Origin of the sequence: Streptomyces sp. DH12 (assembly GCF_020873895.1) — a bacterium.
In the GTDB taxonomy this organism is placed as follows: domain Bacteria; phylum Actinomycetota; class Actinomycetes; order Streptomycetales; family Streptomycetaceae; genus Streptomyces.
The window spans coordinates 18610-35960 of the sequence record NZ_JAHWGT010000045.1; the positions used below are offsets into that span (position 1 = coordinate 18610).

General features: G+C 69.9%; 18 protein-coding genes. 1 reads left to right on the forward strand and 17 read right to left on the reverse strand.

The annotated features are described in order from the left end of the window. Window positions 1-66: 66 nt before the first annotated feature. From LPA54_RS29355 to LPA54_RS29420, 14 genes are all read right to left on the reverse strand, one after another. On the reverse strand, window positions 67-663 hold the full coding sequence (locus LPA54_RS29355) for a hypothetical protein (protein WP_228983441.1): 597 nt from the start codon (window positions 661-663) through the stop codon (window positions 67-69). Window positions 664-756: 93 nt separating this feature from the next. Then, window positions 757-1119: a hypothetical protein gene (locus LPA54_RS29360; protein ID WP_228983443.1), complete on the reverse strand. Its 363-nt coding sequence runs from the start codon at window positions 1117-1119 to the stop codon at window positions 757-759. A gap of 763 nt (window positions 1120-1882) precedes the next feature. Then, the gene (locus tag LPA54_RS29365) at window positions 1883-2929 is read right to left on the reverse strand and encodes an ArdC-like ssDNA-binding domain-containing protein (RefSeq protein WP_228983444.1); all 1047 of its coding nucleotides are present in this window, start codon (window positions 2927-2929) and stop codon (window positions 1883-1885) included. A 703-nt stretch (window positions 2930-3632) separates the two neighbouring features. After that, window positions 3633-4103 (reverse strand): hypothetical protein, encoded by a 471-nt coding sequence (locus LPA54_RS29370; RefSeq protein WP_228983446.1) that lies wholly within the window; start codon window positions 4101-4103, stop codon window positions 3633-3635. A gap of 114 nt (window positions 4104-4217) precedes the next feature. Beyond that, window positions 4218-4913 carry a hypothetical protein gene (locus LPA54_RS29375; protein WP_228983453.1) on the reverse strand — a complete coding sequence of 232 codons (696 nt, stop codon included), beginning with the start codon at window positions 4911-4913 and terminating at the stop codon, window positions 4218-4220. Window positions 4914-5068: 155 nt separating this feature from the next. Next, the gene (locus LPA54_RS29380) at window positions 5069-5362 is read right to left on the reverse strand and encodes a hypothetical protein (protein WP_228983454.1); all 294 of its coding nucleotides are present in this window, start codon (window positions 5360-5362) and stop codon (window positions 5069-5071) included. A gap of 289 nt (window positions 5363-5651) precedes the next feature. Next, window positions 5652-6323 carry a hypothetical protein gene (locus LPA54_RS29385; protein WP_228983456.1) on the reverse strand — a complete coding sequence of 224 codons (672 nt, stop codon included), beginning with the start codon at window positions 6321-6323 and terminating at the stop codon, window positions 5652-5654. Between the two features lie 103 nt (window positions 6324-6426). Continuing rightward, window positions 6427-8442: a ParB N-terminal domain-containing protein gene (locus tag LPA54_RS29390; RefSeq protein WP_228983457.1), complete on the reverse strand. Its 2016-nt coding sequence runs from the start codon at window positions 8440-8442 to the stop codon at window positions 6427-6429. Window positions 8443-8705: 263 nt separating this feature from the next. Next, on the reverse strand, window positions 8706-9020 hold the full coding sequence (locus tag LPA54_RS29395; RefSeq protein WP_228983459.1) for a hypothetical protein: 315 nt from the start codon (window positions 9018-9020) through the stop codon (window positions 8706-8708). A gap of 140 nt (window positions 9021-9160) precedes the next feature. Then, on the reverse strand, window positions 9161-9580 hold the full coding sequence (locus tag LPA54_RS29400) for a DUF6573 family protein (RefSeq protein WP_228983461.1): 420 nt from the start codon (window positions 9578-9580) through the stop codon (window positions 9161-9163). A 94-nt stretch (window positions 9581-9674) separates the two neighbouring features. Next, complete coding sequence (locus LPA54_RS29405) at window positions 9675-10568, reverse strand: hypothetical protein (protein WP_228983463.1); 894 nt, start codon at window positions 10566-10568, stop codon at window positions 9675-9677. A gap of 699 nt (window positions 10569-11267) precedes the next feature. Beyond that, window positions 11268-11489 (reverse strand): hypothetical protein, encoded by a 222-nt coding sequence (locus tag LPA54_RS29410; protein ID WP_228983465.1) that lies wholly within the window; start codon window positions 11487-11489, stop codon window positions 11268-11270. Window positions 11490-11646: 157 nt separating this feature from the next. Further along, window positions 11647-12447, reverse strand: coding sequence for a hypothetical protein (locus LPA54_RS29415; RefSeq protein ID WP_228983466.1), 801 nt, complete (start codon window positions 12445-12447; stop codon window positions 11647-11649). A 2-nt stretch (window positions 12448-12449) separates the two neighbouring features. Then, window positions 12450-12890, reverse strand: a complete 441-nt coding sequence (locus LPA54_RS29420; protein WP_228983468.1) for a hypothetical protein — start codon at window positions 12888-12890, stop codon at window positions 12450-12452. 600 nt (window positions 12891-13490) lie between these two features. Here LPA54_RS29420 and LPA54_RS29425 point away from each other — a divergent pair. Continuing rightward, on the forward strand, window positions 13491-13877 hold the full coding sequence (locus tag LPA54_RS29425; protein ID WP_228983469.1) for a hypothetical protein: 387 nt from the start codon (window positions 13491-13493) through the stop codon (window positions 13875-13877). Window positions 13878-13935: 58 nt separating this feature from the next. Here LPA54_RS29425 and LPA54_RS29430 read toward each other — a convergent pair whose 3' ends face one another. The 3 genes from LPA54_RS29430 to LPA54_RS29440 form a co-directional block, all read right to left on the reverse strand. Further along, the gene (locus LPA54_RS29430) at window positions 13936-14979 is read right to left on the reverse strand and encodes a phosphoadenosine phosphosulfate reductase family protein (protein WP_228983471.1); all 1044 of its coding nucleotides are present in this window, start codon (window positions 14977-14979) and stop codon (window positions 13936-13938) included. 69 nt (window positions 14980-15048) lie between these two features. Further along, window positions 15049-15561 carry a hypothetical protein gene (locus LPA54_RS29435; protein ID WP_228983473.1) on the reverse strand — a complete coding sequence of 171 codons (513 nt, stop codon included), beginning with the start codon at window positions 15559-15561 and terminating at the stop codon, window positions 15049-15051. 502 nt (window positions 15562-16063) lie between these two features. Further along, entirely contained in the window at window positions 16064-17260 is a 1197-nt protein-coding gene (locus tag LPA54_RS29440) for a DNA cytosine methyltransferase (protein WP_228983476.1), read from the reverse strand. Window positions 17261-17351: the final 91 nt, after the last annotated feature.

Below are 17351 nucleotides of genomic sequence, written 5' to 3' on the forward strand. Positions count from 1 at the left end.
GGCGACGGCGAGCCGTCGCGTCAACCGCTCTGCCCCAGGGCGCGAACCCTGGGGCGGCGGCAGCGGTCAGGCTGCGGCGTCCATGGCCTCGATCTGCTGGGCGACCCGCTCCAGCGCGTCCGCCTCGCGCTCGTAGTCCCATGCGTCCGGCCGGTCCCGCAGATCGTGCAGATACGTGATGCGGTCCTCGCGGTCCAGCGCCAGCAGCCGCATGCGCCGCTCTTCCGGCGTGCTGTAGATCTCCCGGCAGATCCAGCCTCCCCCCAGGTCCATGACCGTGCTGGAGATGTACCAGCGGCCTCCCGATCGGCTGTAGAAGCTGATCCGCGCGGCCCGGTCGCTGCCGCACCGGTTCGCGGGTTCCTGCTCCGCGAAGATGACCAGTTCTCCCCGGCCCGTGCCGATGCGGACCATGTCGCCGTCGACGGCGGGGATGTGCAGCGGCTGGCCGTCCGGCGCGATCTTCGTCACGGACGACGTACGGACACAGGTCAGCACGATCCGGCCCGTCTCCGGGTCGCTGAGGATCAGGCGCTCGTCAATGCCCATCCAGTACGGGATCTCGTGGTCCTCGCCGCGCGGGCAATCCGTCTCATGCCGGGCGATGTAGCGGCCGTGGGCGTCGGTGATGCTGCCGTGGTAGTCGACCGGGAACGTGTGCATGGGCTGGGCTCCTCGCGGGGTGTGCGTGTGAGGGTCCGGGGGCGACGGTGCCGACCGTCGCCCCCGGCGGTGATGGAGGGTGCTGCGGGGCCGTTACTCGGCGGTGCCGCGCGCGAGCTCCTCGAAGTCCTGGCGGCTCGCACACTGGAGAACAGCGGCGATCACCGTGTGCATGGTGACGGTGCTGGGCAGCATGGCCGCGACCTGGCGCACGTCCTTGGTCTCGCGCCACATCAGGTAGAGCGTCCTGCGCCGCCGGTCGGCCGTCCGGTTCTTGGCCTTGAGGATCGCCTGAAAGTCGACCTCCGTCTCCAGCGCGGAGGTACGGAGGTCTCGGAGGACGGGCCCGAACGGCTCGGGCTCCGGCTGGCTCTCCTGCTGGCCCTCCATGAGCTCGCGGAGCGCCGTCCGCTCGTCCTCGGTAAGAGCGGTGGTGTGCTGGTCGGTGACGGTCATGGTGTGCCCTTTCGCCGGTGTGCGTGTGGTGTCGGTGCGGGGTGCCACCCCGTTCCGACAAGAAGAACTTTACCAGTGGAACCCCTCTAGGCCAAACGTGAAAGGGCCCGTGAGCTGGGCAAAGGATCCACCGGGCGGCGGTCGGCGGACGGCCGGTCAACCCGACCACCGCTTGCCGCTGCTGCGCTTTTCAGGCCGGTCATTCGTACGGCGGTGCACCCGGGTGACGGCTGGTCACCTAAGCCGCCCACCGTTTCCGCTCCCCCGGCTCACCTCTTAAGAGGTGACTCCTCGCGCGGTGAACTCCCCGGGGCCCCGTACGAACCTCAGCCACCGCACCGGCCCACGACCGGCCCGCACCGGTCCGCCGGCCTCTGGTGTCAAGCCCGGCCACCGCAGCGGCCGGCCACGGGTCCCGGTCCCCGGCGGGCGGGCGTCCGGAGGAGCCCGCCGGGGCGGCGCGCAAGGGAGCGCGAGCGACCGCAGCCCGGCCCGGGCGCCCCCGGCGCACGGGCCGGGCCGCCATAAGGAGGGCCCCCGGGGCCCGACGACGGCGGCGCACGGCCGGATCGCACCACCGGTGCGACGCACCACGACGAAGCAAGCGCACAGCGGATCTCCGTCGGTGCGGTCGGCGCTCCGCCGGCGTCCGCCCTACTGCGTACGCGCCGGGGGCCGCCCGGCGAGCCCTGTCGGCGCGCCGACCGCGCCACTCCGGGGCGGCCCGGGAGGTTTCCCCCCGGGCCGCCCCGGCTGGCCACTGTCAGGCTGCCACGGGCACCGCTTCCGCTTCGCTGTCGGCGGCCTCGGACGCGCCGGTCTCCTCGTCCTGGTCCTCGTCGGGGTCGGTGAACGCGAGGATGGCGCGCGCGGCTTCGACGACGCGCTGTCCGACCTCGACCATGGTCTCCTGCACCTTCTCCGGGGTCTTGCCCGCCCATCCCGCGATGTAGGAGAGAGACGAGACGGAGGAGTCAAGGCCCGCGACGGCGCAGACGATGAAGGCGACGGACTCGGCTTCGGTCTCCATTCGGCCCCGGTGCTGGCGGTACTCGGCCATGTCGGCCGTGTGGTCGAGCTGCACATGTCCGGCCTCGTGCGCGAGCACGGCGGCCGCGTGGGCCTCGGGGAAGTCCAGCCCGATGCGCACGGTTCGCGTGGCCGGGTCCGCGTACCCGTCGGCGGGCGCGGTGTGCCCGCGCTCGACCGTGTACCCGAGGGACTTCAGGCAGAGGGTGAGCCGGTCCATGAACTCGGCGGGTGCGGTGCCCTGTACCTTCCCGTTGATCTCCGGCAGCGCGACGTCACCGGCGGGCTCACCCTCGGGCTCCTGCGCCCCCTCGGCCCGTTCGGTCTGGCTGATGTCGAACACCGAAATGGGCTTGAAGATCGTGATGTGCTTCTCGTTGCCGTGCTCGTCCTTCTGGGGCTCGCCGTTCTCATCCCGGGGCGTGACGGTGTTGGGGGCGAGGATCCGAATTCCGCGCTCACCCTTGCGGACCTGGCGGCCGCGCGTCTTCCACTCGGTGTACCCGCGCACCTCCGTCGCGTGGGGGCACTGAGCGAAGATCAGCGCGGAGTTGCGGAAGGAATACTTGCGCATGATGCGGGAGCGCTGGGCCATCTTCTTCAGCAGCGCCGCCCAGCCCTCGGAGGATGCGAACTCCACGACGGCGGCGGTGAGCTGCTCCTGCAAGCCCTGCACCTCGGCCTTGCGCTTCTCGGCGAACTCGGCGCGCTGCTCGGGCGTGAGCTTCTTCTTACCCTTGGTGGACTTCGCGGCGGAGCGGCGGCGGGTCGACGTGGCCATGGTGGGTGCCCTTTCGCTGGGGTGTGCGTGTGGTGTCGGTGCGGGGTGCCACCCCGTTCCGACAAGAAGAACTTTACCAGCGTGCCCCCCCTGGACCAAACGTGAAAGGGCGCGTGAGCTGGGCAAACGGTCCACCGGGCGGCGGTCGACGGACGGCCGGTCGACGCTCCTACCGCTTGCCGCTGCTGCGCTTTCGGGCCGGTCATTCGTACGGCGGTGCAGCCGGGTGGCGGCTGGTCACCTAAGCCGCTCAGGGTGGCCGTGCTTGTGGCCTGTGGGGGTGGTCTCTCTCCGGGGCCCTGCACGCGCCTGGTGTCGGGGACCGGTGCCCGTGGCGGCCGGCACCGGGTCCGCGGCGGGTCGGGGCGGTCCTGGGCGGGCACGGCGCCGGGGTAGGGGATCCCGGGTCCCGGGGGGCGGGGGTCCGGAGGAGCCCCCCGGGACGGCCGCGCGCGGCGCGGAGCGCCAAACGGCGCCGCACGGCCGCGCCTCGACTACCCGCACCGCCGGCCCGCTCCACACCAGCCACCGGACCACACCAACCCCCGCGGGCCGGCCGCACCCACCCGCACCGCGCGGCACACCCACCGGGCGCGCCCACCGCCGGATCGCACCGAAGGTGCGATGCACCACCGGCCGCCGAGAGGCAGGGCGCATCCGCGCCACCCCCTGCCCCTCGGTGCCTCACTGGCAGCGCCTTGCGCTATCGCTCGGTGAGACGGGATATGAGCCGGTCCCTGGCCGTCGTGATTTCGCTCGCGGCCAGGGTGACGGCCGCATGCACGGCGACCAACGCGCGGAAACGGCGGTGACGCGCGCCGGGACGGATCAGGGCCCGCACGCTGGAGCGCAGAGCCGCCCGGGCGTCCATGGCGTACCACCACCAGTCCGCGCCCACGGTGTACGTGCCGTCCGGGTTGGCCGTCACGACCTGGTCCTCGTATCCGTCCTCGTCCGCGAAGGCGACGGGGGCGCGCTCCACGACCCGGCCGTCCGGAAGGAGATCAACGGTCGTCGCTTCCGGGCAGTTCTCCGCCTCTTCCGCGACCTGCGCGGCGAGGAACGGCAGCACCCAGCGGGGGAAGTCCGCAAGGCCATGACCTTGGAGGTTGGACACGTTGGCGGGATAGGGACCGAGCAGATCGTCGATGTGGGCGTAGGCGGGGTGGCGCAAGGGCTTCCTCCTGGGATCGGTGGCGAGTCCGGGCATAGGTCGACCCCGGCCGGTTGGGCAACCGGCCAGGGCCCGGAGAGAGGGGCAGCGCGCTGGATAAACGCGCGCTGCGGTTCAGTCGGTGGTCAAGATGGGGTCGAGCACCGCGTGCCGGAGCACCCCGGCCCCGGCATCGAGAGCTTCCGCGACCGGGTCGGCGGCGAATCCCGCGTCACGTGCGGCGGCCAGCGCCGCTTGGGCCTGCGTGAGGGCCTCCAGCATCGGAGGGTTGTGATCGCGGGCGTAGCAGGCCAGCAGGAGCAGTTCGGCTTCCAGCGTGTGCAGAGTCCGGGCGGTTCGGTACTCGCTGGCCTCGATGTGCGCTGCGTTCAGCGCGGCCATGTCGATGTACGCCGGTGCGGCGGCCGCGCACGGCGGACGGAGGAACCTCGCCGGGGCGGCCTTCAGCAGAGCGGTGGCGGCGAGTAGCGCGGGGACCATGCGCCCCGCCTCTTCCGCTCCGGCCGCTGCCAGGATGCGGGCGGCTTCGGCGTAGCCGAGCGCGAGGGCCTGCCAGTTGGCGGCGTCCCGGTCCTGCGGCTCGCCCTGCGCGCGGTCGGTGTACTGCTTCTGCCGGGCCAGGCAGATGGCGCTCTGGCTCCGGAGCCACGTCGGGTCCGGCGCTCCCTTGAGCCCGGCTTCGATCCGGTTCGCTTGGACGCGGTAGGCGTCCGCCGTATGGGCAGCCTCGGCCATGGCGGTAGGCAGGTCCGCAGCCTTGGGGCCGGCGGGCGCAATCACGAGATCAGTCGGTGAGTCGGTGGTGAGCACGGCATAGCCCTTTCGATGGTGTGCGTGTGACGTCGGCGCGGGGGCCACCCCGTGCCGACAAGACGAACTTTACCACTTTGAAGCCTAAGCGTCACGGGAATGACTGCCGCCGACCCGCCCGCACCCGGCACTCGGGTGCGGGCGGACAGTGGCGGCTATCGCAGCGCGGCGACCAGCTCGTAGCGGAGCTGCGCACGCGCATCGGGCGTGATCGCATCGAGCGCCCCGGAGGCTTCAAGGGCATAGGAAGCGGCCCGCGCGTGAATGTCGCCCCCACGGTCCGCATCCTGGACGGCTCGGGCGTAGCCGTACCAGAAGGAGGCCAGTTCCGCGTCACTGAGGGCCTGGAGCACTTCGAGCGGGGCCAGGTCGGCGTCGCCCGCGTCCGCGAGCACACGGTCGCGGAGCCCTGCCAGTACAGCGGGGGATGCGAGGGTGGGAGTCGTCACTGGTCAATCCCTTCGGGGTGGGTGCGTGTGACGCCAGAACGGGGGCCACCCCGTTCCGACAGAAGGAACTTTACCGCATTCACACCCTCCAGCAAAGCTCGTCGTGCCGTCCAGGCATTTCGCCGCCAGCGCTCGTGCCGGTACACTGGGGGCTTCGTAACACCTCCTTCGGTGGGTCTTCGGACACTCCTTTGGTAGGTGTGCGTGTGAGGAACCGCGACCATGCCTAGCCCGCCCCTTCGGGGCCGCCTTCGGGCGGATGGTCGCGGTTCTGCGTTTGGCGGGGGTCTTAGGCGGCGGTGTCCACCCAGACCTTCCCGTACGGGGTGGCTCGCCATGTGGCCATGCAGCCGTGGCGGACGGCGTCCAGCGCTTCGCTGAGGTCTGCGTAGGGCGTGATGTCGAACGTTCCCGCCGCGGCGGCATTCCGGAGGGTGTCAAGCTGATCCCGGCCGACAGCGACCGCTTTGCGTTCCAGGTAGGTGGTGTGGCCGGCGCGCAACTCGGCGTGCCAGTCCTGCGGGTCGTGCCCGGCCTCCGGCCTCCACCCGGCATCACAGAGGGCCAGATGCGCGAGCGCCATGGCCTCGTCCACTTCGGCCGGTCCGGCTGGCACGGGGTGACCGTTCTGCCTCATGTACGCCAGGACTGCGCACATCAGGCATGCCGAGTCGGCGGTGAAGTCGCCGTGTCCGTAGGACTCGTAGAGGACCTCACCCGTAGCGGTGCTGCCGCTGTCCTCGTCGGTGGAGCAGACGACGGCGCGGCCGCCGTCCCATTCCGACGGGCTCCGGTGCGTCCATCCGTCTGCGTCGGAGATGCGTATCTCCCGCTCGGCGTCCACGCTGACCACCACGACGTCGCCACCCTCTGCCCAGTTGTTCCGGGTCGACACCGTCAGCCCGTGTCGAGCCAGCGTGTGCCCGAAGTGGTCGCCTGCCGTTGCGTACTGGTCCGTCAATTCAGCCTCCCCAGTCGGTGTGCGTGTGACCGGGGGCGACGCGGCCAGCGTCGCCCCCGGGGGCTGGGAGGGGCCCCGGCGGGGCCCCTCCGGGTGATACCTATTACTCCGCGTCGGTCTCCGCGTCGGTCTCCGCGTCGGTGTCCGGCTCGGTGTCCGGCTCGGTGTCCGGCTCGGTGTCCGGCTCCGCGTCCGTGTCCGGCTCCGCGTCCGTGTCCGGCTCCGCGTCCGTGTCCGTGTCCGGCTCCGCGTCCGTGTCCGGCTCCGCGTCCGCGTCCGTGTCCGGCTCCGCGTCCGTGTCCGGCTCCGCGTCCGCGTCCGTGTCCGCGTCCGTGTCCGGCTCCGCGTCGGCTGCGGCTGCCGCCTCGCGGGCCTCTCGCTCGGCCTTCATGGCCTCGCGCGCCTCTGCTTCCCGTGCGTCGCGCTCCGCCTGCTCCTCAGCCTGCTGTCGAGCAAGGGCCAGGGTCTGTTCCTCGATCTCCGACGGGCTGTAGCCGTAGGTCTCCAGGAAGTTGATCCATTCGACCGTGGCGGGCCGGATCGGTCCGGCCTCGTGGTTCGGGCGGTTGTGGCCGTAGTGGTAGTGCGGCTCTCCGCGCCACGCGTCATCCTTCATGTGCATGGCCTCGTGCATGGCTGCGACGTAGGCGAAGAGGACCCACCAGTACCGCTTGGCGGCCGTCCGTGTGATCAGCGCGCTGATCACGTCCTCCCCGACCCTGGAGAGCCGCTCGTCGGCGAGGAACTTCGACAGCAGCTGTCCCTGCATCTCGCGCAGCTTCTCGGTGGCGTTCGCGAACTGGCCGACGTGCGAGCCACCCGCGAGCAGCGTCCGCATGACCAAGTCCTTGACCGCCGCCGGTGCCTCGCTCTTCTCCTTGCACATGTCGGCGATGTGGGCTTCACGCACGGTGCGGGCCACTCGCCATGCCTCGTTGTTCTTCCGGATCACGCGGCCGTGCTCGCGCTCAGCCTCCTTCTTCTCCTCTTCCGCCTTGGCCCGCGCCGCCGCCTTCTCGTCAACTTCGGCGGAGCCGGCATCGGCGGCCTCCGGCTCGTTCGCGAGCTTGTGGCCGTTCTTCTTCCAGCCGACGCACAGCCACACGACCTCACCGTCCTCGGGGTTAACGGCGGCCGCGTGGCCGGGGCACGTCTCCTCGTGCACCTGCTCGGTCAGCGGCCGGTCGACCTCGGTGAGCAGCTCATCGAGCGGCCGGGTGATCTCGAAGACCTGCCAGTTGTCAACGAAGGGGACCACCTCGATGCCACGGCCGGTGAGGCCTGCTCGCACCTGCTCGATCCGCTCCTCGCGCGCCTTCCGCGCGCGCAGCGTCTCCACGGCCTGCTTCCAGGCTCCCCGCTTGCCGTTGCCCTCGGCATCGTCCCGGGCCTTGGCCTTCACCAGGATGTTCAGGGCACCGTCGACGTCCTCGACCTCCTGAAGGTCGCCAAGCTCGACCCAGTCGAAGTCAACCTCATCCTCGTTGAGGTCTCCGAGAGTCTCGGGCGTGAGCTGCGCGACCTTGTGGGCCGCGTCCAGCTCCTCGACCGTGCGCCCGATGGCGGCGGCCATCTGCCGCTTCCGGGCCTTGGGGACACGCTTGACGTTCACCATGAGGGCGAGCTGCTGGGCGGCTTCCAGGTCATCCTGGGCGGTCGCCTGCTTGCGGTGGATGTTCTCCACCATCGAGATTGTCAGGGCCTCGTCGTCCACGCCCTTGAGGTCGTCGCGGACGATCGCCGGGACCTTGCGGTAGCTGCGCCCCTCGGCCACGGCCTGGACGGCGACGCGGTGGGCGGCGGTTGTGCGCCGCTGGCCGATCACGATGCCCAGCTTGCCCTCGTGCTCCCCCACCTGGGGGCGGAGGATGATCGCCTGCTGGACTCCGAGGGCTTCCACGCTGGCGATCAGTGCGGGGTCCGGCTGGGTGGTGTCCTCCTCGCCGGTCGTGTCGCCCTCGCCGGTGGTGCGCTTCTTGCGGTGGTTGAAGGGGTCGATGACGATCGGTGCGTCCGTCTCCTTCCCCTCGGGGTCGAAGTCGAGCGGGTCGATCAGGATGAGGCGTCCGATGAACTGCTCATCCTGGCCGGTCTCGGTCTGCTCGGTGGTCACGGTCATGGTTGATTCCCTTCGTCGGTGTGCGTGTGGTGTCGGTGCGGGGCGCCACCCCGTTTCGACAAGAAGAACTTTACCATCGTGGGCCCCTTCGACCAAACGCGAAAGGGCCCGTGAGCTGGGAATTCGCTACTCAGAGCCAGGGCACTCGCTGGTCTGGCTGCATGATGGTGACGACCTGCTCGCCATGGCCACCGGGGCTCTTCTCGGCGGCGCTCGAAGTCGAGGCGGGCTGACAGTTCGGCCGTCGGTCTTTCCCACGCCCCTCAGCACGTCGCGTCCGCGTCGACGCGGAACGAGCTGATGCCGAGGACGGCGCGCAGCGCGTCGCGGCCGGTCGGGGCGCCGCGCACGATCACCCGGGCGTTCATGTCGTCGACGGCGTCGAGTGCGTCGAAGCCATCGGGGCCGTTGTCGACGATGAGCGCGATACCCCATGCCGTCGGCGCCGAGACGACGTACTCGCCGGTGCGCTCGCCGAGGTAGGTCCGGGCGCTCACGTACGCGACTTCGCGCTTCGTGTGGAAGGTGCCTACCGCGGTGCCCACGGCGCCGGTCTCGTACACGGTGCCGATTTTCATCCTGCCCACTCCCTCGGATCGTGGTGGCGTGTGCGTGTAGTGCCGATGCGGGGTGCCACCCCGTTCCGACAAGAGGAACTTTACCAGCGTAGACCCCTTCGACCAAACGCGAGAGGGCCCGTGAGCTGGGGATTCGCTACTCAGACCCAGGGCACGCGCTGGTCTGGCTGCATGATGGTGATGACCTGCTCGCCATGGTCGCCGGGGCTCTTCTCGGCGGCTAGGCGGACAGGGCGGGGGTCGATGAAGCCACGCTCCCCGGGAAGGCGGTAGTGCTCGAAGTCAAGGCGGGCCGGCGGTTGGCGGCCGTCGTCCCGGTACTGCTGTATCGCGTCATAGAGAGACAGCAGCAAGTACCACTCACGCCGCCACTGCCGCTCGGCCCGGTCACGCGGTGCGGCGTAGTTGGCGGGTAGGCCGATGGTGTCACTCCACACGGCCAGAGAGTAGGCCACCGGCAGAGTGAAGCCGAAGTCGTCTGCGATGCCGTCACTGACGGGGATGAGCTGCCGGGTCTCGATGAGCTGCTGACGGGTGTAGAGGCGTGCGGCGGTCGTCACAGGGTCCTCCTGCTGCGGGCACGGGTACAGGGCCGGGGGGCGGCGCGGCGGCCGCCCCCCGGCGGCGGGGCGGCCCGGCGGCCGCCGTGAGAGATCAGATGAACTTGGCCTTCGTGGGCCGCTTGAAGTAGCCGAACGTCGGCTCGCCGTCCTTGGCGGTCACGGTGGCGTCGAACTGGACGCGGACACCTCGGAGCGCGAACAGGTTGCCCTCTTCGGTGCGCCGGGTCTGGAGCGCCTTGGGGATGGTCCCGAACACCTTCGCGCCGTTGTCGAGGCGGACCATCATGCGGTAGTCGGACCCGCTGTAGGTGAAGTGGTTGTCGTAGATCTTGGCCATGACGACCTCGCCGGTGACCGTCAGTCGCCCCTCCGGCACCGGTCCGGCGTTCTCCTCCTCGGCCTTGCGGCGCTCGTTCTCGGCGGCCCGGCGGCGCGCGTTCTCGATGAACTTGCGCACCCCGGCGCTCTGCCGGTCCGTGAGCACGTCCAGGCGCTCGATGCGACGGAGCATGTCGTCGATGAACTCGTTGTTGACGTCCGTCGACTTCAGGAACTCGATGACGTCGCCGTGGTCCTCGGCCCAGGCATCGAACGCCGTTTGGCGGCGCTTCCGCTCGGCCTCGGCCTTGCGGTTCCGCTCGCGTTCCTGCTTCTCGATCCGCTCGCGGTACTTGGCCAGGGCGTCGGCGCTGATGGTGCTCTGGTAGGTGGCGGGGGCCCACGAGCCGCCGTGGTTCGCCCCTTCACAGGAGCACGAACAGGCGGGCCCGACGGCCCCCATGCACGCGGCGTCGCACGACGCGTCGTTCGTGGTCGCGTAGATGCGGGAGGTACGGGTCTGGGCCCCGCACTCGGGGCACGGGATGCCGAGCACGTCCCCGTTCGCTTCGGGGAAGGATCCGCGTACGGGGCGGCGGCACGGCTCGCACGCGCCGATGAAGAGCTCGGTGGGGCGCTTGGACAGGATGCGATCGAGGACGGGCACGGGGCCTCCCGGTGATGGTGTGTGCGTGTGGTGTCGGTGTGGGGTGCCACCCCGCTCCGACAAGAAGAACTTTACCAGTGGAACCCCTCTAGGCCAAACGTGAAAGGGCCCGTGAGCTGGGCAAACGGTCCACCGGGCGGCGGTCGATGGACGGCCGGTCAACCCGACCACCGCTTGCCGCTGCTGCGCTTTTCAGGCCGGTCATTCGTACGGCGGTGCACCCGGGTGACGGCTGGTCACCTAAGCCGCCCACCGTTTCCGCTCCCCCGGCTCACCTCAAGAGGTGACTCACGCGCGGTGAACTCCCGGGCGCCGTACGAGCCACCGCACCGGCCCACGACCGGCCCGCACCGGTCCGCCGGCCCCGGGTGTCAAGCCCCGCCACCGCGGCGGCCAGCCACCGCTGCTACATCCAGTACGGGACGACTGGCGGTGGCGGCTCCTCCTCCAGAAAGGTCAGCTGCTCGCGGGCGATGTTGGGAAAGCTCGTCGGGCCGAAACCTGGGTCCTTCGTGAGGGACACCCAGAAGTAGCGATAGGTCTGCCCTGCGGATGGCCAGCCCGGTTCAACCGACGGGGTGGCCCAGCACTCTCGGGTGTCGTACATGGCTCGGTAGCTCGTGAGCCTCATCTGACTCCTCCTCGCGGGTAGACCCGGCCAGGGGGCCGCTTGGGCCCCCTGACCGGCGCGCCTTCGACTTACGGCCGGGCGGGGGCCTGGTGGGTCATCCGTCCGTGCTGGCCGTACGTGACGAACGCGTCCAGTACGGCGTTGCGAGCTTCGACGGGGGAGATCAATGCGACCGTTTCAAGGGTTCTGACGGCGCCGGTGTAGTCGAACGGCCCGTAAACAGGCTTCGGGTCGTAAACGGGGAACTGCACCTCGTACCGGGCGTTGCTGAGTGCGTCGGTGCCGCTCACGCATCGGATGGTGGCGACCGCTGCGCCACCACTGGCGGGCGTCCAAACGGCGACGTATCCGCTCGTTGCTTCCTGCACTGCTGCTGGCTCCTTTCGGTGTCCGTGAGGGCTGGTGAACCGAGGGCGGCTGGACCGGCCTGCCCGATGCGCCTGCGGCTTACGACTGGTTGAGTGCCTGTCGGACCTGGAGCCGAAGCCCTTCCGGTTGGGTGCCGGTGGGGTACAGGGCGCACAGCCACCCGTAGCCCTGGTACTCGCGCATGGCGGCCACGCAGTGCTTGTGCGTCCCGGCCGTTACCGCTACGGGCACGGTGAGGCCGATCCCGGCTCGCCACCCCCAGGTGACCCACGGGCGGGCTCGTCGGATCTCGTCCTGGCACTGGACGCAGATGCGGCGGGGCGGCTCCGCCTGGCCCGTAGGGCACGTTGCGCACTGTCGCGGCACACCGGCGTCCTCGGCGGCCCCGGGGCCCTCTGTCGCGGGCGTGGGCTCACCTTGCCCCTCTTCCCCCGCTGATTCAGGCGCCAGCTGGATGCCGGACGCCTCGGCCCAGCGGGCCAGCTCGCGGGTGAGCCTGTCGGCTTGGCACTCGTCGATGAACGGCTCCGCCGTGCATCCGTCGGCAGCGTCCCGGTACGCGATGGCCCTGCGGACGATGTCGAGTAGCGGCGCGGCGTCGACCACGGACGCTTCGGTGACGCCCTGGAGGTAGTCCCCGGGCTCGGGCTCGGCGTACGGAAGGGTTGCCGGGAGGTCGCTCTCGATGTACCCGGCGACGATCTCGCCGGGAGTGCCTTGGTCGGCGTACGGCTCGCCGTCCTGGTCGTGGGTGGCGGGCAGGTAGGTGATCTCTCCGAAGAAGTGGGTGGTGACCGTCGTCGGGGTGATACTGCGCTCCTTTGGTCCGGGGGCTGGGGAACCGGGGGGCGACTGGGCCGCCCCCCGTCTCGCGGTCACCTCTACAGGCCGTGCCGTTCGGCGTTGAAGTGGCGGAGCCCGTACCAGGTGAGTGCCTTCGAGGAAAGGCCGTAGGCGGTCGCTGCGAGGTGCAGCACGTTGCCGAAGAAGTGCACGAGATCCACAACGTCACTGGTCGCATCGCCCGGGAACGGCTTGTCCACCGTGAGCCGGATCTCGTGGAGGGCATCGAGCCCTTCGGGGGAGAGGCCGTGTTCGCTCGCAACGTGGTAGGCGTCCGCGACGGCGTCCCCGATGAAGATGAACGCAGAATAGCGTCCGGAGCTCGACTCCTGCCGCCGGGCGGCTCGGGTCATCCCCAGCGCGCGCATCGCGAGGCGTCCGGCCTTCACGGAGGGCAGCGGACGACGGCGCGCCTCCGGGTGCTCGCTCATGACCTTGACGGCGTTCTCCAAGACCGCCCTGACGTCCTGATCGTACAAAGTGAGCCTCCTGTGTGGTGTATGCGTGTGGCGCCGGTGCAGGGTGCCACCCCGTTCCGACAAGACGAACTTTACCAGCGTCACTCTTCTAGGCCAAGCGCGAAACGGCTTGTGAGCTGGGCAAATGGCCCACCGGGTGGCGGTCGGCAGGTGTCCGGTCAACCCGACCGGCGCTTGCCGCTGCTGCGCTTTTCAGGCCGGTCATCCGTACGGCGGTGCAGTCGGGTGACGGCTGGTCACCTAAGCCGCCCAGGGTGGCCGCCCCCGGACAGGGCCCGGAAGCCGACTGCGGCGGAGCACAAGGGGCCCAGGAACTGTCGCAGCCCGCCGCCGGCCTGAGCGTCCTCGAGGTCGCCGCCGCCCCCAGCCCAAACGGACGGACTCCACATGGGCGGCGGCGATCACGAGGAAAGCGACTCACGATGCACGCAATCGTCCGGGGCCGTACAGCCGCCCGCCCCCCCGGCATGGAGGGCCGGATCGGTTGGGCCGACACCGGGTAACCTTCTGCGGACCGATGTGGAAGGGGGTTGACTGCACGTGTTCGGACGGCGTAAACGACGTAGGGCCGAGGCGGCCCGAAGGCAGGCTGAGGGGGCCGTGATCGACGATTTGCGCGCAGCAGCCCTCCGTGCGATTCACCTCCTGGAGCAGCCGGACGGCGGCCGCGGCAACGAGGACATGAACCCCCACACCCGCGACGTCTCGGCCTACAGCCTTGCCTCCATGCTCACATTCAGCCGAACCCGCGAGCAGGACAGCACTGCTCACCTCCTTCACATGCTGTTTGGAGGGAAACCGGAGCGCATCGAGTCGCGGCGCAGATGGGTAGCGTGGGAGCTGGACCGACTCGGTTACGCAGAAGCATCCCGCCTGCTGTCCGACATGACGCGGGAAGAGTCCCTGCCGTACATGCGACGCGGCCTCCCTCTGACCCGCACCGACCGTCCCGCCGAGGGTAATTTGCTGGGCCGGAACCCTCGCTGAGACCGCAGCGTGCCGGGTCTCCCTGACCGCCGGATGGCCGGGGAACAGGGGCCGTGACCTAGCCTGCTGTGGCCAAGCCGAGCCGCGCCAGGTAGTCGCGCGTGACGGCCTTGCCCACGAACCGGGACATGGCGGTGCCGTGCGGCGGCCGCAACAGGGGGCCCTCCGCCTCCAGCGCGGCCGCGCGGGCGATGATCTCGCGCATCGACAGGTTGGCCTTGAAGTCGCGCTCCACGGCGGTCTCCATGGCGGCGTACTCCGCGGCCTTGTCGGGACGGCGCCGGGCGGCGATCACAAGGTCGGACTCGCACCCGAGCACACAGAATGAACATGACAATCGGCTCATCCCCCAGTCATACGCCTCGTGGTACGGCAGGCCGGACCGGGCGATCTCGGCCCAAACGACCCTGTCGCTCCAGTGATGAATCGGCCTCCACGTGGTGATGTGGCGCTTGCCGTTGCTCGCCGGGCGGTCGATCTCGACGGGGGCGAGCTTCTGCCGGTGAGGACTCTCGGCGGCTCGCTGGCCCAGGCAGTTCAGGATGCGTACGGGACGGCGCCGATGCCTGCGCTCGTTCGTCAGCCTTGTCATGAGCCTGCGAATCGGGCCGCGCTTCAGGTCGGAAGTGCACCATCTGGCTGAGGCCGATGGCCAGGCCGGCGCGACGGGCTTCCCCTCAGCGAGGGCCTTCGCTTTGAGCTTGGCGTACCGGGCGGCGACACGGGCGAGGAGATCGCCCTGAGCCTGCACGACTTCGAAGCGGGGCACGTTCAGCATGAACGACTGCTGACGGGCCAGGCTGGCGGTGCCTTCCCACTCGATGTCCGCGAGGTCGGCATGGACGACGACGACCTTGTGCAGCGCGCCCGCGGCGGCGGCGAGCGAGACCACGTACGACTTCATCGCCTGGCTGTCCTTGCCGCCGCTGGAGTTCAGCAGCACCCAGTCGGCGTCGGTGATCAGGCGTGCCGGATCAGTGGTTGAGGGCGCGTACGGGACGGAGGGGTGGATGCGGCGCTCGCGCTTGGGCGGCGGATTGTCGTCGTCGCAGAACAGGCTGAGCTGCTGGGTGTCGGTGGGGCTGGGGGGCAGGAGAGTCAAACGGAAGTCCCTTCGTGAGGTGGGTGTGCGTGTGGCGCCGTGCCGGGGGGCCACCCCGGGCTCGGGCTGTTACAGCGGCGGATGGAGGGAGGTCTGGTGCCACGCGGGCAGCGACCGCAGCATCCGGTTGCGCCACGCGAGGGCGTAGCGGTGGCAGTTCGAACATGCCTTGTGGCTGCATCCGGGCATGGGGTCCTGGTGGCGCGCGCTGAAGCTCCACGCCAGGGAGTCCGAGGAGTACAGAAAGTGGTGCGCTGCGCGCAGTCCCTGGACCTTGAACCCGAAGCCGTGGAGGCGGATGCCGAGCCCGTGCAGCGTCTCGACGATGCGGACGGCTTCCCGGGTGCTCTGGCGCCGGCAGATGGATCCGAGTCCGACTCGGGGTTCCGCGGTGAGGTCGATGCCCATGGCGTCGTACATGTCGACGCAGCGCAGATAGTCGTCCAGCGTCCAGCCCTGGATCACCGGCATCCAGGGCAGGGTGTCGTCCCGCCACAGGAGATTGATGTAGCTGGCTACGGTGCGGGCCTGGTGGTCGTAGAGGGTCAGGCCGGTCCTGGCCAGGATGTGCGGTTCGCACATCCAGTCCTGGATGCTGGCGTATTCGAGCTGGGAGATCTCTTCGCTGTAGCGGCGGACCGCGGCGGCGTATTCGGCGGTCGATACGGTCCAGGTCCCTCTCAGGTAGAGCTCCGAGTAGGCGCCGGAGTCAAGCAGCCAGGGTGTGACGGCGCGGGGAAGGGTGCGCCGGTGGGCCAGGCGGCGGTGGGAGATGCACAGGGGGACGGGGCGGAAGCCGCCGAACTCGGGTCGGGCGAGCCATGACGGGTGGTGGGTGCCCAGGTAGCTGTCGCGCTCGACGTCGTCGTAGTCGTCGTGCCGTGGGCGGCCGGGGTCGCCGGGGGTGGCGTGCGGCCGTCGGCGCGGGGTCCGCTGTACTTCTTGGCCGGCGGCAGCGCCGTGGAGGTCGAAAAGTACGGGCGTGGTCTGCGCGGTCGACAGGGGAAGGTCCTCCTTGCATACAGACCGGGCCCGTACGGCGTCCGCCGTACGGGCCCGGTTCGGGCGTGGAATGGGGTGGTGGTCAGAGCACGGGGGCCAGGCGCGTGGCGAGCCAGCGCGCGGATGTCACGGGGAAAGCGTTGCCGATCAGCCGGTTGACCTCGGTGGCGTTTCCGGCGAACTGGTGGTGGTCGGGGAAGCCCTGTCCGCGCGCCTTCTCCCGGTTGCTGAACATGCGCACGCGCGTGTCGTTCACGGTGGCTCCCGGCTCGACGTACATGTGGTGGTTGCCGGCTGCGGTAAAGGCGGGGGCGGGCTCGTCCAGGCTCACCACCGTGGCGTTGCGCCGGTGGATGACGAGGAACGGCTTGTCGCCGAACCGTTCCAGGCCGACGGCGATCTTTCGCCGTGTCTCGTCCGCGTACGGCTTGAAGCTCTTGCCGGGCCTGCCCTGGTGGACGTAGCGCATGGGCAGGGTTCGGTCGATGACGTCTCCGACCGGCCGGGTCAGGGGGGTGACCTCCTGGTGCCCGCAGCGCCGACGGGGGCAGATGTATCGGTACTGCTGTCCGTAGGTTCCGATCTTGCGCATGCGCGGCTTGACCCACTGCTGCACCCCGCGGACCTCGCCGCACATCGGGCAGACTGCGCGGGGACGGGGCCTCAAGTCCGGGACGGGCCGTCCCTTGCGGGTGAATGCGAAGGCGATGCGGTGGCGGTGCTGCGCCACGGGCTCGAAGCCTTCGCCGTCCAGGTGCGCGGCGTCGAAGCTGGCGAGCGTGACGTTCATGCCCAGGGTGTCCCAGCAGCGCAGCCAGTCATGGAAGAGCCGCCACCGGGTGGCGAAGCCGGGGACGTTCTCTCCGCACACCACGTCGTAGTTGTTGCACTCCATGGCGCGGATCAGGTCCCAGGCGCTCAGCCGGGTCTGCGCCCAGTCCTTGGGAGAGGCATGCTCGTCCCCGTCGGCGACCTCCTCCGTGGTCTGGAGGGCATCGTCAAGGGTGGCCAGACGCGGAGCGCTGTTGCCTCCGGCTGGGGCAACTTCGGTGCAGATCGGCGAGCCCACGAGCGTTCGAGCCCTGGGCAGGGTTCGCATGTCGAGGTTGTGGACGTCGCAGTGGCGGCGACGTACGCCGGGGAAGTTGAGCCGGACGGTGTCCATGGCGGGTTGGGCATGGTTGGCAGCGAAGCGGGGAGTGAATCCGGCGGATTCGAATCCGGCGAGGTCCCCGCAGCCGCCGGCAAAGAGGTGAACGGTGGACAGGTCAGGGCTCATAGGCGCTCCTTGAGGTCCGGGTGCGTGTGATGCGGCCTGGGGAGCCACCCCGTTCCGACAAGAAAAATTATACAACTTTCATCCCTACGCG